Annotated in this window: 24 protein-coding genes; 12 read left to right on the top strand and 12 right to left on the bottom strand. The window is 64.6% G+C overall.

What is annotated here, in order from left to right; translation table 11 throughout:
- The first annotated feature begins 115 nt into the window (after nucleotides 1–115).
- The 5 genes from LFL96_RS33865 (at nucleotide 116) to LFL96_RS33845 (ending at nucleotide 5,251) form a co-directional block, all read left to right on the top strand.
- Nucleotides 116–334, top strand: coding sequence for a DUF3311 domain-containing protein (locus LFL96_RS33865; protein WP_281002250.1), 219 nt, complete (start codon nucleotides 116–118; stop codon nucleotides 332–334).
- A complete protein-coding gene (locus LFL96_RS33860) occupies nucleotides 331–1,803 on the top strand; it encodes a sodium:solute symporter (protein ID WP_281002249.1) in 1,473 nt (490 codons plus the stop codon). Before LFL96_RS33865 ends, LFL96_RS33860 begins: the two co-directional genes overlap by 4 nt.
- A 381-nt stretch (nucleotides 1,804–2,184) precedes the next feature.
- Entirely contained in the window at nucleotides 2,185–3,822 is a 1,638-nt protein-coding gene (gene glgA, locus LFL96_RS33855) for a glycogen synthase GlgA (protein ID WP_281002248.1), read from the top strand.
- A 182-nt stretch (nucleotides 3,823–4,004) separates the two neighbouring features.
- On the top strand, nucleotides 4,005–4,838 hold the full coding sequence (locus LFL96_RS33850; RefSeq protein WP_281002247.1) for a hypothetical protein: 834 nt from the start codon (nucleotides 4,005–4,007) through the stop codon (nucleotides 4,836–4,838).
- Nucleotides 4,839–4,858: 20 nt separating this feature from the next.
- The gene (locus LFL96_RS33845; protein WP_281002246.1) at nucleotides 4,859–5,251 is read left to right on the top strand and encodes a VOC family protein; all 393 of its coding nucleotides are present in this window, start codon (nucleotides 4,859–4,861) and stop codon (nucleotides 5,249–5,251) included.
- Nucleotides 5,252–5,318: 67 nt separating this feature from the next.
- On the opposite strand, the gene LFL96_RS33840 is transcribed toward LFL96_RS33845, so the two are convergent.
- Entirely contained in the window at nucleotides 5,319–7,244 is a 1,926-nt protein-coding gene (locus LFL96_RS33840) for an FAD-binding protein (protein ID WP_281002245.1), read from the bottom strand.
- A gap of 487 nt (nucleotides 7,245–7,731) precedes the next feature.
- Between LFL96_RS33840 and LFL96_RS33835 the strand changes: the two genes are divergently transcribed.
- On the top strand, nucleotides 7,732–8,379 hold the full coding sequence (locus LFL96_RS33835) for a glutathione S-transferase family protein (protein ID WP_281002244.1): 648 nt from the start codon (nucleotides 7,732–7,734) through the stop codon (nucleotides 8,377–8,379).
- A 131-nt stretch (nucleotides 8,380–8,510) separates the two neighbouring features.
- On the opposite strand, the gene LFL96_RS33830 is transcribed toward LFL96_RS33835, so the two are convergent.
- Complete coding sequence (locus LFL96_RS33830; protein ID WP_281002243.1) at nucleotides 8,511–9,218, bottom strand: phytochelatin synthase family protein; 708 nt, start codon at nucleotides 9,216–9,218, stop codon at nucleotides 8,511–8,513.
- On the opposite strand from LFL96_RS33830, the gene LFL96_RS33825 reads away from it, so the two are divergent.
- Both LFL96_RS33825 and LFL96_RS37095 read left to right on the top strand, forming a co-directional pair.
- Complete coding sequence (locus LFL96_RS33825) at nucleotides 9,217–9,600, top strand: hypothetical protein (RefSeq protein WP_281002242.1); 384 nt, start codon at nucleotides 9,217–9,219, stop codon at nucleotides 9,598–9,600. The genes LFL96_RS33830 and LFL96_RS33825 overlap by 2 nt on opposite strands.
- A complete protein-coding gene (locus LFL96_RS37095) occupies nucleotides 9,543–9,917 on the top strand; it encodes a DUF1289 domain-containing protein (RefSeq protein ID WP_348638450.1) in 375 nt (124 codons plus the stop codon). The genes LFL96_RS33825 and LFL96_RS37095 overlap by 58 nt, the downstream gene beginning before the upstream one ends.
- On the opposite strand, the gene LFL96_RS33815 is transcribed toward LFL96_RS37095, so the two are convergent.
- Both LFL96_RS33815 and LFL96_RS33810 read right to left on the bottom strand, forming a co-directional pair.
- Nucleotides 9,890–11,095, bottom strand: a complete 1,206-nt coding sequence (locus tag LFL96_RS33815; RefSeq protein WP_281002241.1) for a GGDEF domain-containing protein — start codon at nucleotides 11,093–11,095, stop codon at nucleotides 9,890–9,892. The two genes, LFL96_RS37095 and LFL96_RS33815, sit on opposite strands and share 28 nt — an antisense overlap.
- Nucleotides 11,055–12,029, bottom strand: a complete 975-nt coding sequence (locus LFL96_RS33810) for a hypothetical protein (protein ID WP_281002240.1) — start codon at nucleotides 12,027–12,029, stop codon at nucleotides 11,055–11,057. The genes LFL96_RS33815 and LFL96_RS33810 overlap by 41 nt, the downstream gene beginning before the upstream one ends.
- A 293-nt stretch (nucleotides 12,030–12,322) precedes the next feature.
- On the opposite strand from LFL96_RS33810, the gene LFL96_RS33805 reads away from it, so the two are divergent.
- On the top strand, nucleotides 12,323–12,577 hold the full coding sequence (locus LFL96_RS33805) for a hypothetical protein (RefSeq protein WP_281002239.1): 255 nt from the start codon (nucleotides 12,323–12,325) through the stop codon (nucleotides 12,575–12,577).
- Here LFL96_RS33805 and LFL96_RS33800 read toward each other — a convergent pair.
- From LFL96_RS33800 to LFL96_RS33790, 3 genes are all read right to left on the bottom strand, one after another.
- On the bottom strand, nucleotides 12,541–12,816 hold the full coding sequence (locus LFL96_RS33800) for a cupredoxin domain-containing protein (RefSeq protein ID WP_281003930.1): 276 nt from the start codon (nucleotides 12,814–12,816) through the stop codon (nucleotides 12,541–12,543). The genes LFL96_RS33805 and LFL96_RS33800 overlap by 37 nt on opposite strands.
- 128 nt (nucleotides 12,817–12,944) lie before the next feature.
- Entirely contained in the window at nucleotides 12,945–13,889 is a 945-nt protein-coding gene (locus tag LFL96_RS33795) for a metallophosphoesterase (protein ID WP_281002238.1), read from the bottom strand.
- Between the two features lie 260 nt (nucleotides 13,890–14,149).
- Complete coding sequence (locus LFL96_RS33790) at nucleotides 14,150–16,327, bottom strand: M1 family metallopeptidase (RefSeq protein WP_281002237.1); 2,178 nt, start codon at nucleotides 16,325–16,327, stop codon at nucleotides 14,150–14,152.
- 791 nt (nucleotides 16,328–17,118) lie between these two features.
- On the opposite strand from LFL96_RS33790, the gene LFL96_RS33785 reads away from it, so the two are divergent.
- Nucleotides 17,119–17,898: a YkgJ family cysteine cluster protein gene (locus LFL96_RS33785; RefSeq protein ID WP_281002236.1), complete on the top strand. Its 780-nt coding sequence runs from the start codon at nucleotides 17,119–17,121 to the stop codon at nucleotides 17,896–17,898.
- A 225-nt stretch (nucleotides 17,899–18,123) separates the two neighbouring features.
- On the opposite strand, the gene LFL96_RS33780 is transcribed toward LFL96_RS33785, so the two are convergent.
- From LFL96_RS33780 to LFL96_RS33770, 3 genes are all read right to left on the bottom strand, one after another.
- Nucleotides 18,124–18,417, bottom strand: a complete 294-nt coding sequence (locus LFL96_RS33780) for a hypothetical protein (protein WP_281002235.1) — start codon at nucleotides 18,415–18,417, stop codon at nucleotides 18,124–18,126.
- Nucleotides 18,381–19,355 carry a hypothetical protein gene (locus LFL96_RS33775; protein WP_281002234.1) on the bottom strand — a complete coding sequence of 325 codons (975 nt, stop codon included), beginning with the start codon at nucleotides 19,353–19,355 and terminating at the stop codon, nucleotides 18,381–18,383. Before LFL96_RS33775 ends, LFL96_RS33780 begins: the two co-directional genes overlap by 37 nt.
- Before the next feature lie 352 nt (nucleotides 19,356–19,707).
- On the bottom strand, nucleotides 19,708–21,063 hold the full coding sequence (locus LFL96_RS33770; protein ID WP_281002233.1) for a sigma-54 dependent transcriptional regulator: 1,356 nt from the start codon (nucleotides 21,061–21,063) through the stop codon (nucleotides 19,708–19,710).
- Nucleotides 21,064–21,546: 483 nt separating this feature from the next.
- Between LFL96_RS33770 and LFL96_RS33765 the strand changes: the two genes are divergently transcribed.
- Nucleotides 21,547–22,995: a cytosine permease gene (locus LFL96_RS33765; protein WP_281002232.1), complete on the top strand. Its 1,449-nt coding sequence runs from the start codon at nucleotides 21,547–21,549 to the stop codon at nucleotides 22,993–22,995.
- Between the two features lie 85 nt (nucleotides 22,996–23,080).
- Here the strand turns inward: LFL96_RS33765 and LFL96_RS33760 are convergent, their stop codons facing one another.
- A complete protein-coding gene (locus LFL96_RS33760; protein ID WP_281002231.1) occupies nucleotides 23,081–24,238 on the bottom strand; it encodes an epoxide hydrolase family protein in 1,158 nt (385 codons plus the stop codon).
- 321 nt (nucleotides 24,239–24,559) lie between these two features.
- On the opposite strand from LFL96_RS33760, the gene surE reads away from it, so the two are divergent.
- Nucleotides 24,560–25,339, top strand: a complete 780-nt coding sequence (gene surE, locus LFL96_RS33755; RefSeq protein ID WP_281002230.1) for a 5'/3'-nucleotidase SurE — start codon at nucleotides 24,560–24,562, stop codon at nucleotides 25,337–25,339.
- Nucleotides 25,340–25,539: 200 nt separating this feature from the next.
- Here the strand turns inward: surE and LFL96_RS33750 are convergent, their stop codons facing one another.
- Nucleotides 25,540–26,583: a DUF4148 domain-containing protein gene (locus LFL96_RS33750; protein ID WP_281002229.1), complete on the bottom strand. Its 1,044-nt coding sequence runs from the start codon at nucleotides 26,581–26,583 to the stop codon at nucleotides 25,540–25,542.
- Between the last annotated feature and the right edge of the window lie 8 nt (nucleotides 26,584–26,591).

Raw genomic sequence — 26,591 nt, 5'->3', positions numbered from 1 at the left:
CCTACGGAATTTTGACCTGCTTTACGTACAGGAAGCATCAGGCATACAGTCGGCAGCGAAGCCGCACTTTCAACAAGATCAACGAGACGTACTTACCGGTTCGAGGAGTTGCCCCATGTTGCTTCGTGTACTCGCCGCGTTGCCGTTCATCGGCATTGTGCTCGGCGTTCCGTTCGTCAATCGCGTCGAACCGCTGATGTTCGGCATGCCGTTCGTGCTGGGCTGGATCGTCGCGTGGGTCGTGCTCACCTCGGTGATCATGGCGATCGTCTATCGTCTCGACCCGTCCAACCGCCAACTCGCCGCCATCGACGGCGAGGAGATCCGCCCATGAGCGCCCTCGTCATCATTGCGGCAGTCACGCTGTTCGCGCTGTACCTCGGCGTACGCGCGCGGCGCGGCCACGACATGAGCCTCGAACAATGGACGGTGGGCGGCCGCAGTTTCGGCACCGCGTTCGTGTTCCTGCTGATGGCGGGCGAGATCTACACCACCTTCACCTTCCTCGGCGGCAGCGGCTTCGCGTACGGCAAGGGCGCGCCGGTCTACTACATCCTCGCGTACGGCACGCTGGCGTACATCATCTCGTACTGGATGCTGCCGCCCATCTGGCGCTACGCGAAAAATCACCGCCTCGTCTCGCAGCCGCACTTCTTCGCGCACAAGTACGACAGCCCGGTGCTCGGCGCGCTGGTCGCGCTGGTGGGGGTGGCCGCGCTGATTCCGTACCTCGTGCTGCAACTGAAGGGGCTCGGCATCATCGTCGCGACCGCATCGTACGGCGCGATTTCGTCGACCACCGCGATCTGGATCGGCGCCTGCGTCGTGACCGCCTACGTGACCGTGTCCGGCGTGCGCGGCTCGGCCTGGAACTCGGTGGTGAAGGATCTGCTGATCCTCGCGATCGTGCTGTTCCTCGGTATCTATATGCCGCTGCATTACTACGGCGGCTTCAGCGACATGTTCCGCGCGATCGACGCCGCCCGCCCCGGCTTCCTCACCTTCCCGGCCAAGGGTTCGAGCGTGTTCTGGTTCCAGTCGACGGTGCTGCTGACCGCGCTCGGCTTCTTCATGTGGCCGCACTCGTTCGGCTCGATCTTCACCGCGAAGGACGAGCGCATCTTCCGCCGCAACGCGATCGTGCTGCCGCTGTACCAGCTGATCCTGCTGTTCGTGTTCTTCGTCGGCTTTGCCGCGACGCTGAAGGTGCCCGGTCTGAAGGGCGGCGACATCGACCTGTCGCTGTTCCGCCTGTCGTTGCAGACCTTCGACCCGTGGTTCGTCGGCGTGATCGGCGGGGCCGGCATTCTGACCGCGCTGGTGCCGGGCTCGATGATCCTGACCTCCGCCTCCACGCTGCTCGCCAACGACGTCTATCGCGGCGTGCTGAGCCGCAACGCGCCGGACGCGACGGTGGCCACCCTCGCCCGCCTGCTGGTGCCGGTGGTCGCGCTGGTGGCGGTCGGCTTCACGCTGCATGGCGGCGAGACTATCGTGGCGTTGCTGCTGATGGGTTACAGCTTCGTGACGCAGCTGTTCCCGGCGGTGATCTGCAGCCTGCTGCCGCGCAACCGCGCGACCAAACAGGGCGCGTTCTGCGGGATTCTGGCGGGCGTGGCGGTGGTCGCGCTCACCACCACCCTGCATCTGGGCATCGGCCAGTTGATGCCGTTCCTGCCCGACGCGCTCAAGGACATCAACATCGGCTTCCTCGCGCTGGCGGTCAACGTGATCGTGTTCGCGCTGGTGAGCGCGCTGACCCAGCCGCGTCCGGTGGAGCAGACGCACGCGCCGGTGCACTGAGCGGGGATTGAGCGGGCGTTGCAGCGTCCGCTGTCGATCGAAGGGCTGTCGCCGTTGGCGACAGCCCTTTTTTCATGGCCGCTTGTTTGACCGCTGGCCTGGCTACTTGCCCGTGGTCGTCGCCGTTTCGTTGCACCTGCAACCAACCGTCCACGCCGCCCGCAACGTTAGAGTCGATCGTCAAATCTACATATCGATGAAAAAACGTTCGGCCACCGCCGCGAACGTCACACACGGATACAGCGCTTTGCAGCGCAGCAACAAGGCTCCGTTCATGCGCAATCAGACCCCACGGCTCGGGCACACCCCTTGCTGAATAGACGCGTCTGCGAAATCCGCCGCACTGTGCAAGTGCAAAAAACCGCGTCCCCGGGGGCCCCCTTGCCGCTCAACGTTCTACTCGTCGCTTCCGAAGCCGTGCCGCTCGCCAAGTCCGGCGGCCTCGGCGACATGGTCAGCGCCTACGCCGCCGCCTTGCGCGATGCCGGCGTCGATGTTTCGATCCTGATGCCCGCCTATCCCGACGCGCTCGAACGCGCGCTCGAGCTCACGCCCATCGCCCGCATGACCGGCCTGCCCGGCGGCGACGCCCGGCTGTTGCGCGCGCGCATGCCCGACTCCGGCGTCACGGTGCTGTTGCTGCAGATGGATCATCTATTCGCGCGCGAAGGGCTGTACCGCGATCCGCAGGGCCGCGACTATCTCGACAACCTGACGCGCTTCGCGTCGCTGGCGGCGGCCGCGACCCGCATCGCGCGCGGCGTGCGCAACCTGAAGCGCCCCGACATCGTGCACGCGCACGATTGGCATGCAGGGCTGACGCCGCTGTACATGCGCCTCGCGGGCGTCGCCGCGAAAAGCGTGTTCACGATTCACAACCTCGCATTCCAGGGCAACCATCCGCTCGCGATGGGCGGCTGGATCGGCGTGCCGTCCGACCTGCTGGTGCCGGCCCTCACCGACGAGCGCAGCATCGAGTTCTACGGCACGCTGAGCATGATGAAGGCGGGCATCGTGCACGCCGACCGCGTGAGCACGGTCAGCCGGCGCTACGCGCGCGAGATTCTGACGCCGCGTTTCGGCCACGGCATGGAAGGCGTGCTGCAGGCGCAGTCGAACAAGCTGTCGGGCATCGTCAACGGCATCGATACGGCCGTGTGGAATCCGGCCACCGATCCGCATATCGCCCGCAATTATTCCGCCGCCGACACCGCCGGCAAGCAGGCCTGCAAGCGCGAGCTGCAGCAGGCCTTCGGCCTCGCGCGCGATCCGTTCGCGCCGCTGGTGGCGATCGGCAGCCGTCTCACCGAACAGAAACTCGCCGATGTGGTGGCGCGGGCGCTGCCCGTGCTGCTCGAACGGCATCCGCGTTTGCAGTTCGCGATTCTCGGCCAGGGCGAGCCGGCGCTCGAACAGGCGCTGCGCGATCTGGCGGCGGCCTGGCCCGGCCGCGTCGGTGTGCAGATCGGTTACGACGAACGGCGCGCGCATATGCTGCATGCCGGCGCGGACATGCTGCTGCACGGCAGCCGCTTCGAACCCTGCGGACTGACCCAGCTCTATGCGATGCGCTACGGCACGATTCCGGTGGCCTCGCGCGTGGGTGGGCTGGCGGACACGATCGTCGACTATCTGCCGAGCGAGGTGTTCGATCCGCGCGACATGCAGGACGTGCGCGAGATGCGCGGCGAAGACGGCGCGACCGGTTTTCTGTTCGACGGCGAACGGGTGGCGGACGTGGTGCATGCGCTCGGCCGCGCATTGGCCGCGTTCCTGCAACCGGCGTCGTGGCATGCATTGCAGCGCAACGCGATGAGCCGCGACTTCGGCTGGGAAGCGTCGAGCGCGAACTATCTGGAACTCTACGCGGAACTGGTCGAGGCACGCCCGGCCGCCCGCGACACGCGGGTGCGCAAGACGTCGGTGCGGGCCCGGACGGCCGCTGCGGGCGCGACGCGACGCGCTCGCGCGGATGAGGGTTTTAACGCCGGTGTCGGAGAACTGGTGCGCAGTGCGTGATATCGCGCGGATTATGCTGTTCGATATTCCGGTTAATACCTCTTCGACCGCTTTGCGCGGAAACGAAATCGGGCCCTCCGCCCGGTTTCGTATTTTCGTAGTTTTATCGTCTGATAAATAACTCAAGTCCGAACGGAAGGTGTCGTTATAACGGCTACCTATTCAAACCGTGAGGATTGGGCATGAGCATTTCCGTTAATTCGATCAATGCAGCATCGAATCTCGCGGTAACGCCTTTAGCGCCGGACACCAGTTTGAGTGGCGCCGCATTAGCGCAATCGACAGGCGACGCGACACTCGCGAGTTCACCGGTCACCGTCGCTCCGCTCGACCCGCGGCAGACCTCCGCGCGGCTCGCCCAATACCTCAAGGCACTCGACGCGCCGTTAGTCATGGGCGCGGACGCGCAGAACATTCTCAATGCGCTGGTGCCGACCATGCAATCGATCGTGGCCCAGCGCCCCGATCTCGCCAATGCGCAATTCGATTTTCAATCGAGCAATGGATCGATTCAGGTTATTTCGTCGACACTGAGCGCGAGCGATAAAAGCTGGATTCAAGCGAAACTGAACGGAAACAGCGCGCTCGTTCAGTCCGTGCAGTCATTTCATGACGATGCCGTGGCCGGTTATGCAACGTGGGCGGATGCGGACGGTTCGCCGCTCACGCAAGAACAATCGAATGCCGTGAGCAAACAGGCCGATGGTCTGGTGAGTTTCCTGAATCTGTTTCAAAGTCTGGGCAATGCGGCTCAACAATCGCTGATGAAGGACGGTACCTACACGGCGCCAGACGGCACAACGGCGAACCTCGCCCAGAACCCGACCAGCGCGGCCGGCTTTCTCCAGTTCGCCAACAGCGCGCAGGCGTTCGCGAACGGAACCGTCAGCTTCATTTCCAACTCCGGACATAACGCGTACGGAAACAAGCTGAATATCTTCGACAACGATACGGTGATGCCTAACTTTTTTCCGTCGTCTCAAACCACGTCGCTGGGTGTGGATGAAGTGGCTTGAATTTTAATGAGGAGTTGCCGATGCCGTCGCCCGTTCTCCGCGTTGCCCGCCCGACCAACGATCTGCAACGGCTCGCCGACTTCTATACCCGTGGCCTCGGTTTCGACGTGCTCGCGCATTTCGAGGACCACGCGGGTTTCGACGGCGTCATCGTCGGACGGCGCGGCTTTCCGTGGCACCTCGAATTCACGCATCAGCACGGCGTCACCGTCGATCGTGCGCCGACCACTGAGCACCTTCTCGTTTTATACCTGCCCGAACCCGACGAATGGCGCGCGGCGCTCGACCGGCTTGCCGCGTTCGGCGTGACGCCGTGCGAATCGGAAAACCCGTATTGGGACCGTCAAGGTGAAACGTTCGAAGACCCCGACGGCTACCGGATCGTGTTGCAAAACACCGCGTGGGAGCGATGAGGCTAAATAAGGCCGCTTAACAAAGACGCTGAACGAGGCACTTTCTTTGCACGCCCGCTCCCGGTTCTCACACGACCCGCGTCATCCCGTCCGCGCTCCACGCTTCGGAGCCGATGCCGTGATGCACGAAGAACAGCCCGTCCGGATCGTACTTGCGCTTCACGGCGGCCAGCCTCGCGTGATGATCGCCCCAGAACGCCTGACGCCAGTCGTCTTCGAAGAAATCGCTTTCCGATAGGTACGCCCCCGGCTCGGGCACGAGGCTGCGCAAAATCTGCGTGGCCTGCTCGATGCGCGCGGCGTTGCGCCTGCCAACAATCAGGTCCGGCTCGTGTCCGGCGATGCCCGGCATCGCCGGCTTGCCCAGATCCCCGATGATCGCGAGCGTGAAGGCGTCGAGTACCGCGGGGTTCGTCGCGGTGTCGCGTGTGGCGCTCACTGCGTCGGGCGGCGCCTTGGCGAGTGCCTTGTTGAACTGCAACGAGATCGACCAGCGGCGTGTGGTTTCGAACAGCGTGTCGGCCAGCCGGCCGCGTTGCGCGGGCGCGAGCAGCGCGGCCGGCAGCCAGGTCGACGTGTAGCCGTTCAGGTATTGCCCCGCCTCGACGAGGTTGTCGGCCCAGAACACGTTGCCGGCATCGGCGTCGGGCCGAGTGTCCTTGAGCAGCGCGCCGGGCACGTGCTCCATCAGATACGCCGAATCCCAGAAGCGCTGCCCGCTCGTATGCGGCATGTGCGGCGCGTTCATCGTGCAACCGTGCTCGCCATTCGCGACCCAGTCGAAAAACGGTTGCCACACCCGCACGGCGGTCTCGTGGTCGAGTCCCTGGTACACCATCCCGACGTGCAGCGTGTTGTCGGTATGCAGTGCCACCGTCTCGCCCCAGTGCTCGTTGACGAGACTGGCCGCCGCGAAGGAGACGAACTCGTGCACCAGCGCCCGAAACGCGTCGTCTGACGAGGCCTTGACCGTCGCGATCACGACGCCGACCTCGGCGGGCAGGTCGTGGGTGCGCAGCGTCAGGCGCGTCACGACGCCGAAGCTGCCACCGCCGCCGCCCTTCAACGCCCAGAACAGATCGGGATGCGTGCAGGCGTTGGCGATGCGCACCACGCCGTCCGCGGTCACGACCTCCGCTTCCAGCAAGGCCGCCGCCGCCGAGCCGAACTTCTTCGAAAAGCTGCCGAAGCCGCCGCTCTGCACCAGCCCCGCGACACCGACCGTCAGGCATCCGCCGCCCTGCACATAGCGGCCGCCGCGCGCGCTGACGGCGGCATACACGTGGCCCCACATCGCGCCCGCACCGACCGATACCGCGGGTTGGGGTTTCACGCGACCCGCGCAGCCGGCCGGTACGAATGCGTCATGCATGTCGATGTCGTGCATCGCGCGTGTCCAGACCATCAGCGAATCCGCCGCGTTCGATGTGCCCTGGTAGCTGTGGGCGCCGCCTCTGACCACGAGTCGCAAGCGATGCCGGCGCGCGAAGTCGATCGCCTTCGCGACGTCCTGCGCGTGGGTGGCGGCGACCACGTATTCGCTCGGCGCGGATGTCCATGCGTCGAGCCAGCCGCACGTCTGCGTCAGGGATGGCGTGTCGCCGATGTAGAACGGATTCTTGAGTTGCTTGAACTGGTTCGCGCAGGCGTCGCCGGCGGGATCGGAATGGCACACCGCGAGCGCGGATGTGATGGGACGTAGCCGTCCGCCGACGGACTCGTTGAGCGCCTGCCACGCGTCGGCGGAAGGCCAGTCGGGGTCGCTCGGGCGCACGCGGCGTAGCGTTGGGCCGGAGGGGTTCGCGAGGTCGGCGGTGGTTGAGGCGGTGGCCGCAGCGCCGGCGTTCGTGGCATTGGCTGCGTTCGCCGCGCCGGTTGAAGCCGCGGCCGCCGCGTTCGGCTGTCCCGTCTGCGCCGCCGCTCGCCAGCTCGCTCCCCACCACGGCGCGACAAGCGCGCCCTTCAGCACAGTCCGCCGGTCAAGTGCGCACATCGGTGTTGTCTCCTGAGCGGCCGCGATTCTGAACGCCGCGCCGGCGGCGTTGGCCGCATGATGCGGCGCGCGAGTTGAGCTGCCTGGGCGGCGAACCCGTCGCCCGCATGTCCGTTCCGGCCGTCAAAACGGTCGAAGGATGGTAGTCGCGAAACCGCGTATGCGCCACTACGAGAGTGCGCGTCGAACCGGTTTTCGTGGGCCTTTCGTCGGCACAAGGCCACAAGCGTCCGTTGACGTCAGCCGACAGTCGGCCGGTGGTTAGCCGGTGGTTAGCCGGTGGTTACCCGCCAGTCAGCCGTTAGTCAGTCATTGGTTAACGGTCAGTCAGCGTCGAGGCAACGCGACGCGCTCAGTCGAATGACGCTAGACTACGGCGCGATCGCCCGCCGCGCATCGCGACATCCATCGCCACCTCGACACGATGCCATCGCGACACCACAGCGCCGGGACACCGACCCATCAAAATACGACACGGAGCGCATCGATGAATTACCTTCTCTACTACTCGCCGGGCGTGGCCAGCCTGTGCGTGCACTGGATGCTCATCGAGCTGGGTGTCCCGTTCGAGACCCATCGCGTCGACCTCAAGTCGGGTCAGCAACGCGAGCCCGAGTATCTGCGCCTGAATCCGTCCGGACGCGTGCCGACGCTGGTGGTCGACGGCACGCCGCGCCACGAATCGGCGGCATTGCTGATGCTGCTCGCCGAGCGGCATCCCGAAGCGGGTCTCGCGCCCGCGCCCGGAACCGCCGAACGCGGCGAATGGCTGGAGACGATGATCTTCCTCGCCAACACGGTGCTGCCCGCCATGCGCGACCGCTTTTATGCGGACATCGACGGCGATCCGGCGGGCGCCGACGCGGTGCGCGCGCTCGCGGACCGCCGGCTCGACGACGCATGGAACCGGCTCGATGCGCAACTCGCGGCCAGGCCGGGCTATCTGATCGGCGAGCGTCTGAGCACGGTGGATTTTCTCGCGGTGATGCTGCTGCGCTGGACCCGCAATCTGCCGCATCCCGCAACCGGCTGGCCGCACCTCGCTGCGTACATTCACCGGATCCGCGCGTTGCCGTCGTTCATCGAACTGAATGCGCGCGAGGGGTTGACGGACTGGCTCAACGAGCCGGCCTGAAGGCGGCCCGGCGAGGGAGGCGCGAGGCATGCGGCTTGACTGTCGAGGCCGGGCGAGTGGTCGAGGTTGGACTCATTGCTCACACTGCCCACGTTGCTGGCGATGACAGTCACACTCGCATCACCACCCACTCACCCCGCCCCCTTGCCGACAATCACGATACCGCGTGACCGGTCGCTGACGTTATCGACGGCCAGCGCCGCCGCGTACAACTGGGCGACCGGCACCCACACCGCCGGGTACTTGTAGCGCGCGACGTCGAGCAGCAACGCGCTGTCGCTCGCGGCATCGTAGGCGGCGAGCGGCGACCAGTGACCGCCGCCGGTCTCGCCGATTTCCACGCGACGGAAGTTCAACAAAGCGAAGCGATCGCCGTGACGCGTGGTCTCGCGAATCAGATCGCGGAACTGTCCGAGCGTCAGATCCGCCGCGTGATAGGGCTGCACCGTGACCGGAAATGCGTGCAACGCGGCGGCGAGCTGATCGAGCGTCATGCCCTCCTTCGAGACCTGCGCCGCGTTGGCGATCTGCGGATCGATGCCGCGGAAAAAATCTTCCTGCGAGAAATACGGAAAGTCCGGATACAGCGTGGACGCGGGACGGCGAATGCCGAGCGCATTGAGCGCCATGACCGACGTGGCGACGGAACAATACGCCTGGTTACGCTGCGTTTCGAAATACTGCGAGAGCGGCCAGTACGACTGGTTCGACACCGAACCGAGCAAACGCTTTTGCCCGGCGGGCTGCGTCAACGCGATCAGGTTAGGCGGAACGGGCAGCGGACCGTCGGCGCGCGGGACGGCGGCCGGTTGCGTTTGCGCGGAAGACGCGGACGGCATGGATGACGCCGAAGCCGACGCTGACGGCGCGGGCGGCACAGGTGGCACAGGCGCACACGCCGTCAGCGCAGCCGCTCCCCATGCAACGATCCATTCGGTCAGCCTGACGCGCGCCGTCGCGCGATTCAACGGATATCTGGACATGGTCTCTTCCGGTGGAGACGAACTCGGGACGACTGCGCGATCGTCGGCGGGCGCTACGCACCCGGGCGGCATCGACCGCGACGGGCTCCAGTTTTTTAACACGAAACGACGCAAGGCGTGGCCGGGCGCGACAGCGCTGAGCGGAGCCGATACGGTAAGATTCCGGGCGATTCGCGGCGCATGCCGCTTCGCGCGCCGCTCGCGACACGCGCTCACACCAATGGAATTCACCGCTTGACCACGACCATCCCCTCACCCTGCGCCGACGTTTGCCGACTCGATGGCGCGACCGGCTTCTGCATCGGCTGTCTGCGCACGCGCGAGGAAATCAAAGGCTGGAAGAACATGACCGACGATCTGCGCGTGCAGGTCATCGTGCAACGCGCGCAGCGCGAGGTGACGGCGAAGGCGCAGATTCATGGACCACGGATGCCATGCGGCGCCACGTCCCCGGCACATATCGCAAGCATGGCAAGCACGGCAAGCACCGCAAACGTAGCCACCGCCAGCCGCGCCGCCCACACGCCTCAGACCGAAGGCGCCGCGAACGCGTAACTGTTCTTGCCCGCGCGCTTCACCTGATACATCGCGTCGTCCGCCGCGGCGACGAGACGGCGGTAATCGTCGACAGGATCGGGGAAGCTCGCGATCCCGACACTCGCGCTGACCCAGCCGATCCGCATCTGCGCGTCGGTTTCCAGCACGCAGGCAATCAGCCGCTGGGCGATCTCGCCCAATTCCTCGGCCTTCGAGAACTCCCGCACCAGCACCGCGAATTCATCGCCGCCGATGCGCGCGACCACGTCGCCCTTGCGCACCGAATCGCGAAAACGTCGCGACACCGCCACCAGGAATTCATCGCCCACGCCGTGGCCGAGCGAATCGTTGATGCGCTTGAAGCCGTCGAGGTCCACGTAGAGCACCGCGATACGGTACGGCGATACCGCGTTCGCCTTCGCGCCCCGCTCGTTCACGGCGGCACGCCGGTCCATGCCGGTTGCCGGCGCCGCGCCCGCCTGTCGTGCGGCTTCGTCGAGCATCGTGAACAGCTTGCGACGATTCGGCAGGCCAGTCAGCGGATCGTGCAGCGCCGCCTGTTCGAATTCGAGCGACTGCCCGGCTAGCTGCCGATTGCGTTTGGCATACATGCCCAGCGCCGCGAGCAGCATGCAGAACAGCAACGCCGCGAGCGCGATCAGCAGATTCGCGACGTGCGCGATCCGCAGCCGCACGTCGGCGCTGTCGGCATCGCGCTGCGCACGCCAGTAGGCCGAGACCGTGACCAGCATCGCGCCGATGTCGTGCAGCGACGCATTGGACGAACGCGCGGCGTCCGGTACACGAGGCGCGGGCGCGGGACTCGCGTCGACGAGCGCCGCCAGCGATGCGACCCGCTGCGTGAGATCGTTGCGCGCGCGCAGCGTGTTTTGCGCGGCCCCTTGCGCGGTGGCGGGCATCTGCTGCCAGACGACGGCGAGCGCGCGCGCGTTGTCGGCGCGATCCACCGCGTCGAGCACGAGCCCGGCGTACTCCTGTTTCAACTGATCGGAGAAGATCGTCCTGATCTGCGAGGCGAGGTACAGCAGGCCGATCAGCAGACACAGCAGCGACGCGCCCGCGAGCACCGCCGGCGCGGGCCCGAAGCGCAACGTGTAGGCGCGCTCGCGCCCGGTGCGCTCCGCACGGCCCGGCTTACGGATGGGAGTAGATGTCCTGTCTGTTTGCGTCGCCATGCTGCCGGTAGTCCACGCGATGGAAGAACTGCCCGACGCGTGCGAACAGGCTCTTGTGTTTGGCGTCGGCCGCGCGACGCTCGGCTGCCGTGGTGCGTGAGTCTGCGGTGCGGGCATCTCTGGCGGTGCGGGTGGAAGCCAACTGGCGTTGCGAACGCGCGCTCGCCGAGGGCGTCGGCTGGCGTCGATCGGGCGCTGATGGTGTTGCCGATGCACTTGCGTTCGTGTTGGCGTTTAAGTTTGCGTTGGCGTTTGCATTGACGCCGGCCGGGTTTGCATCGGCGCCGGTCTCGCTGGCGCGGGCGGCATTGGCTACGGCAATGTCCGTGGCCTGCGGACGGGCGACCTCGCCCGACCACGAACTGAGCCGGTTGCCCTGCTCGCCCTCCGCTTCCATCGAGGCGGGCGGAACGCCGGGCGCGGCAAGGGTCTGGGCGCTCGTCGCCGACGTCACGCGCGTGGTTGCGGCCGACGCTATGGCCGATGCGTTGGACGGTGGCGTCGACAGGCTAGCCGACTTCATGACTGGCGCTGCCGGTGTCGCCGACATCGCCGTGCCCATCGCCTTCGCCGTCGCGTTCGACCCCAGCGCTTGTCTTGCACCCGCAATCGCCGCTGCGTACGCCTGTTGATCGTGGTTGAACCACACGCCGTACGCGACCGTGCCCATCACGCCGATTGCCAGCGCACCCGCCGCGGCCACGCACATCGCGAGCCGGCCGAATCGCGGCGTCGCGACCGGGGCGCCGATGTCCAGCTCCGCATCGCCATCGAGCCCGGCCAGCCCCGCAAGACTCGCCATGCCCGCGATGCCCTCGACATAGGCCTTCGCGTAAACATCGGATGCCGTCGGGAACGACGAGGCGTGCGCGGACGGCATCGGCACCACGTCGTCGTCCACGGCAGGATTGGGTAAGTCGGTATCGTGCAACATCGCAATACGCTCCGGAATCCTTATGTCTGATGTGTAATCATGTAATCGGGCTGCATTTTTCCCGGCCTTTGCGAAGACAAGGCTCCGCGCCTCGAAGGCCGCTCGAAGAATTTACCCCGCTGCTCGAATAGCGACAACCTGGTCCGGCCGCGCTTTAAACATTGGGCCGGCGATATGGAAAGTTCGACCCGGTAACGCGGGTAAAACCTGCCACGCATAACGATCATCCCGACGCCGTGCCCGGCGCCTTATGTGTCATGGAGAGCTGGAGCCCGTCCCATAAGGACTGTCGCGTGCGAGACCGCGACATGATCGCCGAATGGGAGGAATCACGCAAAAAACACGCCCGCCATGCGATCGAAAAATGCGAAGCCGGCGGGCGTGAATGCATTGCGCTTCAAACGTCGCGCGAACACGCGCAGCGAAGCGATAAGAGAAAGTGCGACAACGTGCAACGCTTCAATGAAACGTTTCCTCGTACGGAAACGTTCGTGCTTTCATCCGCACTTATTTACTCGACCGTAATCGTTTCTTTCATGGTCGGATGAATGCCGCAGAACACCTTGTAGACACCGGGCTTGTCGAACTTGAACTGATAGGTTTCGTTCTGATCGAGCGCGGCCGAACGGAACAGCCCCGCGTCGTTGACCACGGTATGCGGCTCGCCGTCGAGGTTTTTCCACGTCACGGTCGAGCCGGCTTTGACGGTCATCGCCATCGGCATGAACATGAAGTTCTTGATGACCACGTTGTCGGGCGTTTGCGCATGCACGTGCGCGTGCAGCATGGACAGCGCGCACGAGGCCGCGGCGATGCGCACGCCGACGAACACGACATTCGACACGCGGCGGATAAGTTGAGGAATAGGCATGACTGATCTCCTGATCGTGGGAAGTCCGGTTCGAACCCGACGGTTCAAACCAGCGTCGTATCGTCGAGCGTCGCTTTCAGCGGATGGCGTGCAACGCGGATACTGGTGACGCCGAGCATCTTCGGCAACTGATCGCTGGCCACCGTCAGCGGTCCCGGTCCGGGGCCATTGCCTGCCGTCGGCTGCGGATACGCTGTCGAGCGCGCGGTATGAAACGTGATGTTCCCCTCCACCTTCGACACGATCTGATGAATGTGCCCATTGAGCACGGTCACCGAGCCGAAGCGCTGCAGGTAGCTCATCGCCTGCCCCGCGTCGCCCGTGCCCCAGCCCCACGGTTCGTAGATGGTCCACATCGGCATATGCGCGAACACGACGATCGGCGTGCTCGATGAGCGGCCCTTCAGATCGTTTTCCAGCCACGCGAGTTGTTCGTCGCCGAGACCGCCGAGACCGTTCGGCTTGAAATGCATCACGTTGACGAGCGCGACGAAATGTACGCCCTGGTGATCGAAGCTGTAGTAGCCCTTGTTGTCCGATGCCTGGCCGAAGCGGCTGAAGTATTCGCTGCCGGTGCCGTCGGTCACGTCGTGTTCGCCCGGCACGGTGTGCAGTTCGGGAATCGTCAGGCCCGACATCAATTGCGCGGCGAGATCGAATTCGGCGGGCCGCGACAGATGCGTGATGTCGCCGGTGTGCAGCGTGAGCGCCGGTTTGACCGGCATCGCGTTGACGTAGTCGATGGTCTGCTTCAGCGTGCCCGCGACATCCGGGTTGGCCTCCTTGTTGAAGCCGATGTGCGAGTCGCTGATCTGCAGAAAGAGCGGCACGCCGTGCGCGCCCGCGGACGTTTTCGCGTCGGCGGCGAGCGCCAGGTCCATCGGCGCGAGGACGCCGCCCGCGAGCATGAACACGGTGCCCACGCCGCCGAACGCCAGGCATTTGAGCGCGTGGCGACGTGACGCGTCGACCGGATGTTGTGACGACATGATGACCACCTCGGAGTAAGGAATCGCGAACGGACTGCGGGGTCATCCCGCGGGTCTCGCGACTCGGTTCGTCACGCATGACCGCCGAGGTGTCGGTTTTATTCCAACTTCATGCGAAGCCTGGCGTTTCCCCTGGAGGCCGGGCGGTCGAGATCCGTTGCCGCCGCAACGACAAACGGCCCGCATCGTGGCATCACGACGCGGGCCGTTTTGAGCGGCGCCGATACGCCGACTCGAGTCGGCGCATCAGGTCGCGCGGGTCATTGCGCCTGCAGCGCCTGCGGCTTCAGACGGAACTTGCCTTGATAGCGGATCGCCGGACGCAGCGATTGCGTGGTCGGCGCCGTCATCAGCAACTGACGCGCGAGCGGCGTGGCGGCCGGGCTCAGCGAACCGATGCTGGTCGCACGCGACGGATCGGCCAGACCGTTCTTCACCAGCAGCTTCGCCTCCAGTTGCAGGCTCGTCAGACGCACCGGGTCCTGCAGCGCGCTGCCCTGCGCGAGCAACTGACTCCACGCGGCGTTGCTGTAATTGGTCACGTAGTAGTCGAGACCGCTCGGATCGGCGAGCACCGCGGAACAGCCGTTCAGTCGCACCTGGGTCTGCGCGTCCTTCAGCGCGATCGTCTTGCGCGACACGAGGCCGTCGCCGTAGGCGAGCGTCAGCGGAACGGTCCACTGCGTACCCGGATACTGATTCTGGTTCGGGAACGGCGACTGTTTCAGCGTGACGACGGTCTGGTTGGTGGTCAGATCGCACTGGGTATCGAGCGAGATCAACGGTACCCCGGTTTGCCGCACGAAGCTGTCGCCGATCGGTCCGACCGGCTGGCCGCTCGCCTTCGACAGTTCGTCCCACAGACGCTTCGGCGTGCCGTTGCCGAACGAGTAGTCGGCCAGGTACGATTGCAGCCCCTTGCGCAGCACGTCTTCGCCGAGGTAGTTCTCCAGCATCTTCAGCACATGGCCGCCCTTGTCGTACGTGAACGCGCTCGCGCTCAGCACGAAGTCGTTCGACGCCCAGCCGTTGAAGTTCGGCTGCACCGGGAACGAGGTCGACTTCAGATCGGCGTTGATCACCGCGTACTTGTTCTTCACGTCGTCGACCAGGCTGAAGCGGTCCGGGAAGAAACGCACCTTGGTCTTGTTCTCGAAGAACGTCGCGAACGACTCGTTGAGCCACACGTCGTCCCACCAGTCGGTCGTCACGAGGTCGCCGAACCACTGGTGCGCGGCTTCGTGGGTGAGCACCGTGACGCCGTAGTCGGACATCGGCGTGCCCGGGGCCGGCAGGATGTCGTCGGCGAATTCCAGAATCGCGCCCCAGTTCTCCATGCCGCCGAAGTTCAGGTCCTTCTGCTCCTTGAACGCATCGTTCGCGGCGACCGTGTCGAACTTGGTGAGCGGCAGCGGAATGCCGGTGTAGCGATAGTAGTAATCGAGCGCCTGCTTGGTCTGCTGCATCGCCGGTTTGGCCCAGTCACGCATGCCCGGCGGCGTGAAGATACGCAGATGCAGACCCTTGCCGTCCGGCAACGGGCTCGTGAAATCGTCCTCGAGAATGTCGAACTGGCCGCCGCCGAAGAACAGCAGATACGACGGCATCGGCGGGGTCTTCTCGAACGACACCAGCTTGTAGCCGCTGCCGACGTTGACCGCCGGCTTCTCCGCCGCGTTCGACACGACGTTCCAGTTCTGCGGGACTTCCGCGCTGACCTCGTAGGTCGGCCGGAACGCCGGCTCGTCCCAGCCGGGGAACCACTGGCGCGACAGGTTCGTCTCGCCCTGCGTGAGAATCGCGCCGCTGGTGGTGCCGTCGGTCGACTTCAGATCGACGCGGAACACGCCCTCGGCGGCGGAGCAACCCGGGTAGGGATCGTTGCCGCAACTGCCGCCGGTCTTCGCGACCGGATCGTCGTAAGTCTTGAAGTTGATGATGCCGCTCCACTCCATATGCAGCGAGTAGTTGCCGGCGGCGATCTGACCGCTGACGGGGCGCAACTGGTAGAAGTCGCCCTCGTCCTGCGGCGTGGCGATCAGCTGGATGTTGCCCGGCTGAAGCGTGATCGTGCCGTTGGTGAACTTGATGCGGTGGCCCGCGATCGTGATCGCGTTGACCGCTTTCTGCACCTTGATCTGCACGTCGGCGCGGCCGTCGAACGAGGACAGCGCCGGGTTCGGCCTGAACCACAGCTTGTAGTTGACCGGCGTGACGGTGTCCGGCAACTCGACCGGCTTCACGGTCTTGTCGATCGACGTATCCGCGACGATCGGCGCGGCCGGCGGCGTCAGCGCCGAGTTGGACGCCGCGGCCGGCGCCTGGGCGGCCTTGCTGCTGAGCGACGGCGAACTGTCGCTGCCGCCGCCGCACGCCGCGAGCGCCGCGGTGGCGGCAAGCGCGAGGCACTGAATCTGCAATCGGAAATTTATACGCATTATTAATCCTCGACTGACAATATCGGTATGAAAAAGTGCGTTGAGTACTTGAGCTGTGTCTCTCTGTTTTTTCAGCGAAAAAGGTCTCCCGCACCAGCACCGAATTGCTGGCGAGAATATAGGGGCGTGTTACCGCCTCAGCACTGACGGCTGATTTTTGAATGACGACTTAGGGTTAATACGATGCTTTCGGAATGACGGCTTCAACCGTTTTCCTGAGCGTGATGCCGCTCATCCACACAACCGGCACAGCCACGGTTTATCTACGTCTGCGGGCAGGCGGTTCAAAGCGGCAGCACTTTTCACGACAGTGCGTAGCCTAGTTTGACAAACATTCCCATGTCAACTTTCTTTCAAAATATTTCATGCTGCATTGCGGAGTGTATGCATGTCGAATGCATTAGGTAATCTCGAGAGTTAATCCTCTAATGACGGTTAATTGATCGCTAATCGCGCACTGCGGATTGCTTCCGCGAGAAAAATTGATTTTTTATTTCCGGATGAATGTGCTATTTGCGCACGCGCAGGATTTATTGCTCTTCTCCTCACTCACTTCGCTTCGTTTATTTTGATTTGATTTGAACTAGCCAGTGAGTTCATCGCGCGCGTGCGGATAACGGTCGAATTGCGACGCATGGTCGAGAGCGTCGGGGCCGGCGCGCCGGCCGCCGCTTGCAGCGCCGAAAGCTCGCAGAAATCCGCGCGCGGCACAATGCGGCTACCACGGTACTGTCAGAATTTCGCGCCCATCCCGACTAAGCACGACTTCGACTTTTTTAAGGGAACCCAGGGTGGATGACATCAACTTCGAATGTACGGCCTGCGGCAAGTGCTGCCACGATCTGCGCCTGCCGCTGACGCTCGACGAGGCCGATGCGTGGCTTGCGCGTGGCGGGCGTATGGAACTGCTGTGCGAGGCGATTCCATGGCCGGTCGAGCCTGAGCCCGGCAATGAGCAAGCTGCGTACAAGAAAGCGCGCTCGGCCGCGGCGATGAGCGGCACGCTGCCGGTGCGGGTGTCGGTGTTGCTGGTCGGGGCGTTTGCGGGGCCTTGCCCGAATCTGGGCGCGGATATGCGGTGCCGGATTTATGCTGAGCGGCCGATGGTTTGCCGTATCTATCCGGCGGAGATTAATCCGTTCGTGGCGTTGGCGCCTGAGAATAAGCAGTGTCCGCCTGAGGCCTGGCAGCATGGGGCTTTGCTGCGGCATGGGGTGCTGGTCGATGAGACCACTCGGGAGCTGGTTGGGGAATCCCGGCGGGCGAGTGAGAGAGAGGCAGTGGCCCGGGTGCGGTTGTGTGAGGTGCTGGGGGTCGATGAGGCTGCGCTCGCTAATGAAGGGTTTGTGGTTTATGCGCCCGATAGTGATGTGCTTCGCTCGGCGATTCAGGTTGTGCGTGAGGGTGCTGTCGTGGAGGTTGGTGATTTGGCCACGACGTGGCGGTTTGTTTCGAATCGGGCGGTTACTGTGCAGACTTTGCTGTCGGTTGGGGCCTACGGGCGGGTTTTTGATCCGATGGCTCATGGGCACCTTCGGTATCTTGGGTTTTTTGCTGATGAGGTGGGTTGAGGGTTGGTTTTTTTGTTTTTGTTTTTGTTTTCGTTTTCATGCGGGTTTGGTCTATTGGCGTTGCCCCTGTGCGGGGCGGCACTTACTCTCTTTGCCGGCGGCAAAGAGAGTAAGCAGAGAAAGCCGCTTCACACCGCTAGCTCATAAGCGGGCTCCTCGCGCAGCTACCGTAGTGGTGCATCTGGAATCCGTGCTCTCGCACACTCCACGCTCGTGACACAGCAATCATTCTTTCGGCGGCGCTTCGCGCGCCCCCGGGTTCCGCAAAAACCGGGCTTCGTTGCCGTTCTTTTTTCCTCGCCGTTCTTTTTTCCTCGCCGTTTTTTCCTCGCCGTTTTTTCCTCGCCGTTTTTTCCTCGCCGTTTTTTCCTCGCCGTTTTTTCGTTGCCGTTTTTTTTCGTTGCGGCGATCGCGGCGCTTTTCTGTGTCTGGGTTTTGTCTCGTCGTGGCGCGCTGGTGGATTGCGCGCGCCGCCAGTTCTTTTATCCCTTGGCGCCTCGTATCGCAAATGCCGACCACATCGCGAGGCGGCTGCAGTTGAGGACGCGCGCGATTCGTTTGAGTGCGTGGCGCGCGCGGCCACGCAAATGCGCGACTCGTAAGTGACGCCAGAAACGGTCCGGAGCGAAATCGACGAAGCGGGCCTCGCGTTCAAGTAATGCTTTGCCGCCCGGTAAATGGACGAACGAACAGCAACGGAACCAGCGGACGTCGCGATAGTTGTTGCCCGCCCAATGGCGACCCACCGCCTGATAGGCGCCTACCTCCACCAGCGGCTGGCCTTCGTCGACCAGCGTGTTGAGCGCGGCCGAAATGAATGCTTCGTCGCCGTGATGTTCGAGGCGCGCGCTCTCGCTCAGATATCGCGCGTAATACGCTCGCGCGCGCGGCACGAGACGCCGCAGCGATGCCGGTGTCGCCAGCAGAAACTCGCCGCCGTACCAGCGCGGATTGCGTAAGCGACGGTCCGCGACGATCTCCAGATCCGCTACCACGCTTTCGCTGCCGTATGCCGGGAACACCTGGTCGGAAATGTCGAATGCACCAATTCCCGCCTCCGCGCAACGGTCGATCAGGCTGCGATCGAGCGGCAAGAGCGCCACCATGTCGGCATCCAGCAACAGCATCATCGTGTCGTCAGGAAGGCTCGCGGCAACCTGGTCCATCAGGTCGAGCTTGAAGTGCGCCGCGTAGAACGGCATGTTCTTCGGTAACTCGATCGTCGCGGCCAGCTTCGTCACCGCCGGCCAATGCTCCGGCGGCGTGCCGGCAAAACGCTGCGCAACCCGTTCGGGGGCATTCGTGACGATCGTCAACATCGGCAAACCAACCCGCCGCAAACTGTTGTTCAGGCAGAGCGCCTGCGTCACGTACGACAGCGGATCGCGATTCGTCGAGTTCGGCCCCGGTGCCGCGTCCTCATCCAGGTACACGAGCGTGCAAGGAAAAAGTTTCACGTTGCTCCTCACTCAAATGTGAGAGACGGTTCGCTTTTTCCAGCGCTGCCGTGCCTGTCCAGCGGTCGAACTTCAGCAGGCGGCACGGTGAAGAAACCAGTCCGCGCGTGCCGCGCAGGTCTCAGGTATGCACAATCGTTTCACGTCCCGGCGGCGCACTTCCGCCAAAAACCAGCGAGAGTTAACCCGAAACTATCTATCGACTTTCTAAGCAGAAGCTTTACGCAATAATTGCGGATCGATTATTGATGGGTTGTGAACAAGTTACTGGCGAAGTGCGATACATGCCGACGCACGCGCCCGATGTACTACCGGCGATGCACGTCGCGCGCAGCCGCAACGTGCGCCCAGGTCAGACGCGCGTTTCGCTATCCACGCCATCGCGCATGCCATGCGCCGACAGCAAACGGTATAGCGTCGCGCGTGAAATGCTGAGTTCGCGCGCGGCATCGCCCGGACGGCCGCGATGACGCAACAGCGCCAGTTCGATCGCCTGGCGTTCCGCACTCTCGCGCGCCTGCGCGAGCGTGACCGGCAGCGAGGTCGCGAAGCTCGCCAGTTCGAGATCTTCCGCGCTGATGGTGCGCCCCTCCGACATCACGATCGCGCGGCGCACGCGGTTGATCAACTCGCGTACGTTGCCCGGCCAGTCGTATTGATGCATCGCCGTGATCGCATCGGGCGAAAAACCGTACACGCGCCGGCTCGCATCCTTGCGATAGCGGTCCAGCGTGTATAGCGCGAGCAGTTCGATGTCCTTGCCGCGCGCGCGCAACGGCGGCTCGTCGATCCGCAGCACGCATAAACGGTGGTACAGGTCCGCGCGAAAACGTCCGGCCTCGATCGCCGCCTCCATATCGACGTGCGTCGCGCAGATGATCCGCACGTCCACGCCGATCGACCCCTGACCGCCCAGACGTTCGATCGTCGCCTCCTGCAGAAAGCGCAGCAGGTTCGCCTGGCTTTCGAACGGCAGGTCGCCGATTTCATCGAGAAACAAGGTGCCGCCGTTCGCCGCTTCGACACGCCCGACCTTGCGCTGATTCGCGCCGGTGAACGCGCCGCGCTCGTAGCCGAACAGTTCGGATTGCAACAGATGCACCGGAATCGCGCCGCAATTGATCGCGACGAACGGCGCTTTGCGGCGTGGCGAACGCGCGTGAATCGCGGCGGCGGTCAGCTCCTTGCCGGTGCCGGATTCGCCGGCGATGAACACCGGCGCTTCGGTGGTCGCCACTTTGCGGATCGCGCGGAACAGCGCGAGCATCGCTTCGCAGGTGCCGATCATGTCGCCTTCGGCCGTCGACGTATCGAGGTGCGCGGGCTCGCCGAGCGAGATCATCCCGCACGCGTGACCGACGGTGTCGACGATGCGCGCATCCGCCGCCGGCAACGTGATGTAGTCGAAGCAGTAGTCGCGCACGAGGCGGCGCGCATTCGCGTCGTCGAATTGCGCGGCTTGCGCCATCGCGACCCAGCCGATGGTCGGTAGGGCGAGGCACGCTTCGAGCATGGCCACGTCGCGCGCGTCGTACACGCTGGAGAAATCGATCAGCCCGCCTGCCAGCGCGCCGTCCTGCATGACCTGCCGCACTTCCTGCACCGAGCCGATGACTTCGACGCGCCAGTCGCGCGCGGCGAAGCTGGCGAGCAGATCCGGCGAGGGATCGCGGGTGAGATAGATGACGCGCCGCGTAATGGCCTTCATGGTGTAGGTCGACGTTGACTGGTTTGCGGCAAGCGCGCGGGAAACGGTGAGGACCGTCGATCATACGCGGTGTGGCACTGATTAAGGCAAGCGTTAACCAAATTTAATGCTCGATCGATGAAGTGCCGCGGCGATCTTGTATAGACAGAAATCCTGGCTGCCAAACGTGATCGAGATGACGTGTCAAAACGTATGAGTAATGTGCCTCTTGCACTTTCTCTCGGCCTTTCCGGCAACGAGTCGAACAAATATGAATCTCGCCCTCATCTCGGGTAAACGATAGACGCGCTCACTTGTCTATACATTTTGATTCTTCTAAAGTCCTTGTCGGACCGCTTGCCGGCATGACGGCAACAGGCATCCCAGGCGGGCGGTCGGGAGACCGGCGACGCTGATGGGTCGCATGTATCGGTCGTATTGCCCGGGCGCGTCCCGGGTCGAGTTGACGGCACGCGAACCGCGCGCCGGGTCACGAGGGCTTTCATGTCTGCATCCCAGCAAGGCGCGCGTACCCGCGTCATCGCCGAACGCCGCACGATCGACTACATTCCCGACGCCGAACGGCACGGCAGCGTGTTCAGTCAATTCACGCTCTGGCTCGCCGCCAATCTGCAGATCACCGCGATCGTCACCGGCGCGCTGGCCGTGGTGCTCGGCGGCGATGTGTTCTGGTCGCTGACCGGTTTGCTGATCGGTCAGATAATCGGCGGCGGCGTGATGGCGCTGCACGGCGCGCAAGGCCCGCAACTCGGCCTGCCGCAGATGATTTCGAGCCGCGTGCAATTCGGCGTATACGGCGCGGTCATTCCGATCGTGCTGGTGTGCCTGATGTACGTGGGTTTTTCGGCAAGCGGCTCGGTGCTCGCGGGCCAGGTCGTATCGCAGTTGTTGCACGTGAACGACGCGCTCGGCATCGTCATCTTCACCGCGGTGATCGTCGTGTTCACGGTGATCGGCTACCGCGTGATTCACCTCGTGGGACGCGTGGCCAGCGTGATCGGCGTGTTGGCCTTCGTCTACATGTTCGCGCAGTTGTTGCTCGGCCACGACGTCGGCGCGCTGCTCGCGAATCGCCATTTCACGCTCAGCAGTTTTCTGCTGTCGATGTCGCTCTCCGCGTCGTGGCAGATCGCCTTCGGGCCGTATGTGGCCGACTATTCGCGCTACCTGCCGCGCTCCACCTCGCCGCGCAAAACGTTCTGGGCGATCGCGCTCGGCGCGATCGTCGGCGCGCAGGTGTCGATGGTGTTCGGCGTGTTCGCGGCCGCGCTGGCGGGCAAGCAGTTCTCGGGGCACGAGGTGTCGTTCGTGGTCGGCCTTGGCGCAAGCGGCACGATCGCCGCCCTGCTCTACTTCGCGATCGCGTTCGGCAAGATCACCATCACCACGTTGAACGCGTACGGCAGCGTGATGTCGATCGCGACCGTGGTCAGCGGCTTTCGCGGCGATCAGAAACTGTCCGCGCGCAGCCGTCTCGCGTACATCCTCTGCATGGTCGGGATTGCGATGTGGCTCGCGCTCGCCGGACGTCACGCGTTCCTGAAGGAGTTCTCGTCGTTCATTCTGTTTCTGCTCGCGTTCTTCACGCCGTGGAGCGCGATCAACCTGGTCGACTACTACTTCATCACGCGCGACCGTTACGACGTGCCGGCGCTGTATGACCCTGACGGCCGTTATGGCCGCTGGAATACGACGGGGATTCTTGTCTATGCGATCGGCGTGCTGGTGCAGTTGCCGTTTATTTCGAGCGCGTTCTACACCGGCCCGCTCGTCGACAAGCTCGACGGTACCGACATTTCGTGGATCGTTGGATTGATCGTGCCTGCGGGGTTGTATTTCCTCGCGGCCCGGCGCGCGGCGCGGACTGCGCCGGCGCATCTGATTCTGCCTGGCGAAGCGGCGCATGTCGGTACGCGGGTGTCGCCGGAGTAACGCGGATCCGTTGGCCGGGGTTCTTCGTCAGCGCTCGCCATCGGCGCTGACGAGCCCTGGCCAGCCCAGGCCATTCGCGCAGTGATCAGCCCTTTCGCAGCGGCCGGAAAAACGTGCGGATCTCCTGGGCGAGCAGCGCCGGTTTTTCCAGCGCCGCGAAATGGCCGCCGCCCGGCATCTCGCTCCACTGCACGACGTTGAAGGTCCGTTCGAGCCAACTGCGCGGCGGATGATTGATCTCCTTCGGGAAACTCGCGAAACCGACCGGCGGCGCGACGCGCTGGCCATCGGCGAAACGCATCGGTTGCAAGCGGTTTTCCCAATACATCTGCACCGACGTGCCGATGCTTTGCGTGAACCAGTAAAGCGAAATGTCGGTCAGCAGATCGTCCTTCGAGAACACGCGTTCGATCTCGCCACCGCAGTCGCTCCACGCACGAAACTTTTCGCCGATCCATGCGGCGAGGCCCGTCGGCGAATCGTTCAGCGACGCCGCGAGCGTCGCCGGCCTGGTGGCGTGCATGTGTGCGTAGCCGCCCTCGAGCGCGGCCCACTCGTTTTTCTCGCGCAGATAATTGTCCTCGGCCGGCGTGAGCGGCTGACGGTCAGCGCCTACCGCGGGCTCGTACGACGAAGGCAGGAAGTTGAGGTGAATCCCATCCACGCGTTCGGGATGCCGGGCGGCGAGCGCCACCGAAACGCCCGCGCCGAGATCGCCGCCCTGCGCGCCGAAGCGCGCGTAGCCGAGCCCCTGCATCAGCGAGGCCCAGCAGTCCGCCACCTGAAACGCGGCGCTGCCCGCCTGCGCCGGCGCGGGCGAAAAACCGAAACCGGGTAGCGAGGGCGCGACGACATCGAACGAATCGGCGGGGTCGCCGCCGAACGCGGCCGGGTTGCACAGATGATCGAGCAAGGCGTGGAATTCGAAGAACGAGCCCGGCCAGCCATGCGTGATGACGAGCGGATACGGCGCGGGCCCTTCGCCGCGCCGATGCACGTAGTGCACGCGTTGACCGTCGAGGTCCGCGATGAATTGCGGCAACGCATTGAGCTTGCGCTCGGCCGCGCGCCAGTCGAAGGTGTCGGCCCAATACGCGACCAGCTCGCGCAGCCACTCGCGATCGACGCCCTGCTGCCATGCGGGCGACGGCGTGGCCGGCGCCCAGCGTGTCGCACGAAGACGGCGGCGGAGATCGTCGAGGTCTGCATCGGGAACGGCAATCTGGAACGGGGTGGTTTGCATGGAGAGTGATCCAGCGCGATGTGTGAAGGGACCGGCGTGCGTGGGCGAGTTGCAACGTCATGCACGCGATGCAGGCACAGCGGGCAACGAACGCGATGGGCACGTGCAAGCAGATGACGCGTGTGCTCGATGTGTGCCGGTTGTGCATCGGTTGCGAAGCAAAAGCCATGGTACACATTGCGCGCGTTTCACGTCGACGGGCCTCGCATTGCGCGTTTCCCGCCAACGTTCACCGTTGCAAGCCTCGCGACGGATAACGCGCACGTCGCGCGATAATGCCTCTCTCCCACTCACCGAGATCACCGAAAGGAGCTTGCCGCGATGTCCGCCCACGAATCCAAACTGCCGCGCGTGCTGTTGACCAACGACGACGGCATCGACGCGCCCGGCCTCGCCGTGCTCGAAGCCGTGGCTGCCGAAATCGCCCACGAAGTCTGGGTCGTGGCACCCGAGCACGATCAGAGCGGCACCTCGCATTCGATCAGCCTGCATTCGCCGTTGCGCGTCAGCCGCCAGGGCGAGCGGCGTTTCGGCGTGACCGGCACGCCGGGCGACTGCGTCGTGATGGGGGTGCGTCATCTGATGCGCGACACGCCGCCCACGCTGATCCTGTCGGGTATCAATCGCGGCGGCAATCTCGGCGTCGAGACGATGTTTTCCGGCACTGTCGGCGCGGCGATGACGGGGCTGCTGCTGGGCTTGCCGTCGTTCGCGCTCAGCCAGACTTTCAGCCGGCGCGACAACGTCCGCTGGGACACGGCGCGCGCGCTCGCGCCCGGCGTGATCCGTCAGTTGCTCGCGATCGGACATGCCGAGCCGACCTGCCTGAACATCAACTTCCCGGACGTCGATGCGGCCGACGCGGGTCCGTTGACGCCGACCCGCCAGGGCGTGGGACTGGTGGAAGGCATCGACGTATTGCCGCAGGAAGACCCGCGCGGGATTGCGTATCACTGGTTGCGCTTTCAACGCAGCGCGCGGGAGAACACGCCCGATAGCGAGACGGCCGTGGTCGCATCGGGACGCGTGTCGGTGACACCGCTCGCGTTCGATCGCACGGATGAGCCGACGTTTGCGCGGCTGGTTGCGTCGTTGGGGTGATGCGGGGATGTAGCGATGCGGCTATGCGGGGATGCACCGATGCGCCGATGTGCCGATGCGCGACGAAGCGATGAACGCGCCCGCTCCACGGCGTGTCCAGCCGGACGTCCAGCACCTCGCTTAACGCCGTAGCGTTCGTTCAGCGACTCACCGGGCAGCACGCCCACAAACGCGTCCACAAACGCGCGCCACGGCCGCACTCACGGCCGTGGCGCGATCGTCAAACTCGGCGCGCCGCCCGGCCCTGCCGGATCGGGGTTGCCGAACGCCGGCAAACTCCCGTTGTCGCGCGCGCGGGCGATCTCGGCACGGACCTGTGCACGGGTTTTCGGTCCGTCCGATTTCAGCAAGGTGCCCGATGGCGCCGTCGGCTGCAACGCCGTCGATTGCGGCGGCGTCTGAGCGGTCAACTCGGCGGGCGGGTTCGGCGACGGCAGCTGTTCGACCACCGCGTGCGGCGGCGCTTGCAGAATCGGTGGCGGTATCGCGGGAAGGCTGGCGGCGTTCTGGCCTACCTTGAGCGCGGGTGGTGCGAGTGCGGCGGGTGGCGCGGACCCCGCGCGAGCGGTGCTGCCGGATGCCAGCGCGCCGGCAACCGTGCCGCGCGAAACGCGACCGCTAGCGGCGGCCGCTGTTTCGGTTGCTAGCGGTGGGTTGCTTTGCCCTTTGCCTGCTTCGCGGGTGTCACCCGAAACATGCCGCGAGTAGTCACGCGTGCCATGACGACGCTCGCGCGAATGATGCCCTTTTGTTGAAGCCGCTGAAGCCGATGACGACGTCGACGACATCCGCCGCGCACCCGCCTCCGTCGCAGACGGTCCCGCCGGATCGGCCTGCGCGACGGCCACGCCCTGTTGCATCGCGCGCGCCTGCACTTCCCGTTGCAGCGCGACGACGCGCCCGTCGTCCTGATGCGTCGACGCGACCGCGGCGAGATGCGCCTGCGCGGCGGCCAGATCGTTGCGTTGAAGACTTTCGCGCGCGGCCTGCAAACCACCGGCCAGCGCGGTATCCGCAGGCGCGGTCCGCGGCCCGGCCGTCACCGTGCCGCTGATGACATCCGCACGCGCGGCGCGTGTCGATTCCCTCGCGCCACCAAGCGTCGATTCATCGACGGAGAGCGCGTGCCAGCCAGAACGCAGCACGACCGCCGACACGTACGCCGTGATTCCCACCGCGGCCGCCGCCGTTGCCGCGCCCGCCAGTACACCAACCAACACGATCTTTCTGGGTTCGTCAAACATGCCGTGTC

Origin of the sequence: Paraburkholderia sp. D15 (genome assembly GCF_029910215.1) — a bacterium.
GTDB lineage: Bacteria > Pseudomonadota > Gammaproteobacteria > Burkholderiales > Burkholderiaceae > Paraburkholderia.
Note: the sequence above shows the minus strand (reverse complement) of the source record. Positions and strands in the feature narration are given on the sequence as shown.

Bases quoted from the DNA above. Each gene is read 5' to 3' on its own strand.
- LFL96_RS33865 (WP_281002250.1), top strand. From the start codon at position 116: ATGTTGCTTCGTGTACTCGCCGCGTTGCCGTTCATCGGCATTGTGCTC.
- LFL96_RS33860 (WP_281002249.1), top strand. From the start codon at position 331: ATGAGCGCCCTCGTCATCATTGCGGCAGTCACGCTGTTCGCGCTGTAC.
- LFL96_RS33850 (WP_281002247.1), top strand. From the start codon at position 4,005: ATGAGCATTTCCGTTAATTCGATCAATGCAGCATCGAATCTCGCGGTA.
- LFL96_RS33845 (WP_281002246.1), top strand. From the start codon at position 4,859: ATGCCGTCGCCCGTTCTCCGCGTTGCCCGCCCGACCAACGATCTGCAA.
- LFL96_RS33840 (WP_281002245.1), bottom strand. From the start codon at position 7,244: ATGTGCGCACTTGACCGGCGGACTGTGCTGAAGGGCGCGCTTGTCGCG.
- LFL96_RS33835 (WP_281002244.1), top strand. From the start codon at position 7,732: ATGAATTACCTTCTCTACTACTCGCCGGGCGTGGCCAGCCTGTGCGTG.
- LFL96_RS33825 (WP_281002242.1), top strand. From the start codon at position 9,217: ATGGATGACGCCGAAGCCGACGCTGACGGCGCGGGCGGCACAGGTGGC.
- LFL96_RS33830 (WP_281002243.1), bottom strand. From the start codon at position 9,218: ATGCCGTCCGCGTCTTCCGCGCAAACGCAACCGGCCGCCGTCCCGCGC.
- LFL96_RS37095 (WP_348638450.1), top strand. From the start codon at position 9,543: ATGCCGCTTCGCGCGCCGCTCGCGACACGCGCTCACACCAATGGAATT.
- LFL96_RS33815 (WP_281002241.1), bottom strand. From the start codon at position 11,095: ATGGCGACGCAAACAGACAGGACATCTACTCCCATCCGTAAGCCGGGC.
- LFL96_RS33810 (WP_281002240.1), bottom strand. From the start codon at position 12,029: ATGTTGCACGATACCGACTTACCCAATCCTGCCGTGGACGACGACGTG.
- LFL96_RS33800 (WP_281003930.1), bottom strand. From the start codon at position 12,816: ATGCTGCACGCGCACGTGCATGCGCAAACGCCCGACAACGTGGTCATC.
- LFL96_RS33795 (WP_281002238.1), bottom strand. From the start codon at position 13,889: ATGTCGTCACAACATCCGGTCGACGCGTCACGTCGCCACGCGCTCAAA.
- LFL96_RS33790 (WP_281002237.1), bottom strand. From the start codon at position 16,327: ATGCGTATAAATTTCCGATTGCAGATTCAGTGCCTCGCGCTTGCCGCC.
- LFL96_RS33770 (WP_281002233.1), bottom strand. From the start codon at position 21,063: ATGAAGGCCATTACGCGGCGCGTCATCTATCTCACCCGCGATCCCTCG.
- LFL96_RS33765 (WP_281002232.1), top strand. From the start codon at position 21,547: ATGTCTGCATCCCAGCAAGGCGCGCGTACCCGCGTCATCGCCGAACGC.
- LFL96_RS33760 (WP_281002231.1), bottom strand. From the start codon at position 24,238: ATGCAAACCACCCCGTTCCAGATTGCCGTTCCCGATGCAGACCTCGAC.
- surE (WP_281002230.1), top strand. From the start codon at position 24,560: ATGTCCGCCCACGAATCCAAACTGCCGCGCGTGCTGTTGACCAACGAC.
- LFL96_RS33750 (WP_281002229.1), bottom strand. From the start codon at position 26,583: ATGTTTGACGAACCCAGAAAGATCGTGTTGGTTGGTGTACTGGCGGGC.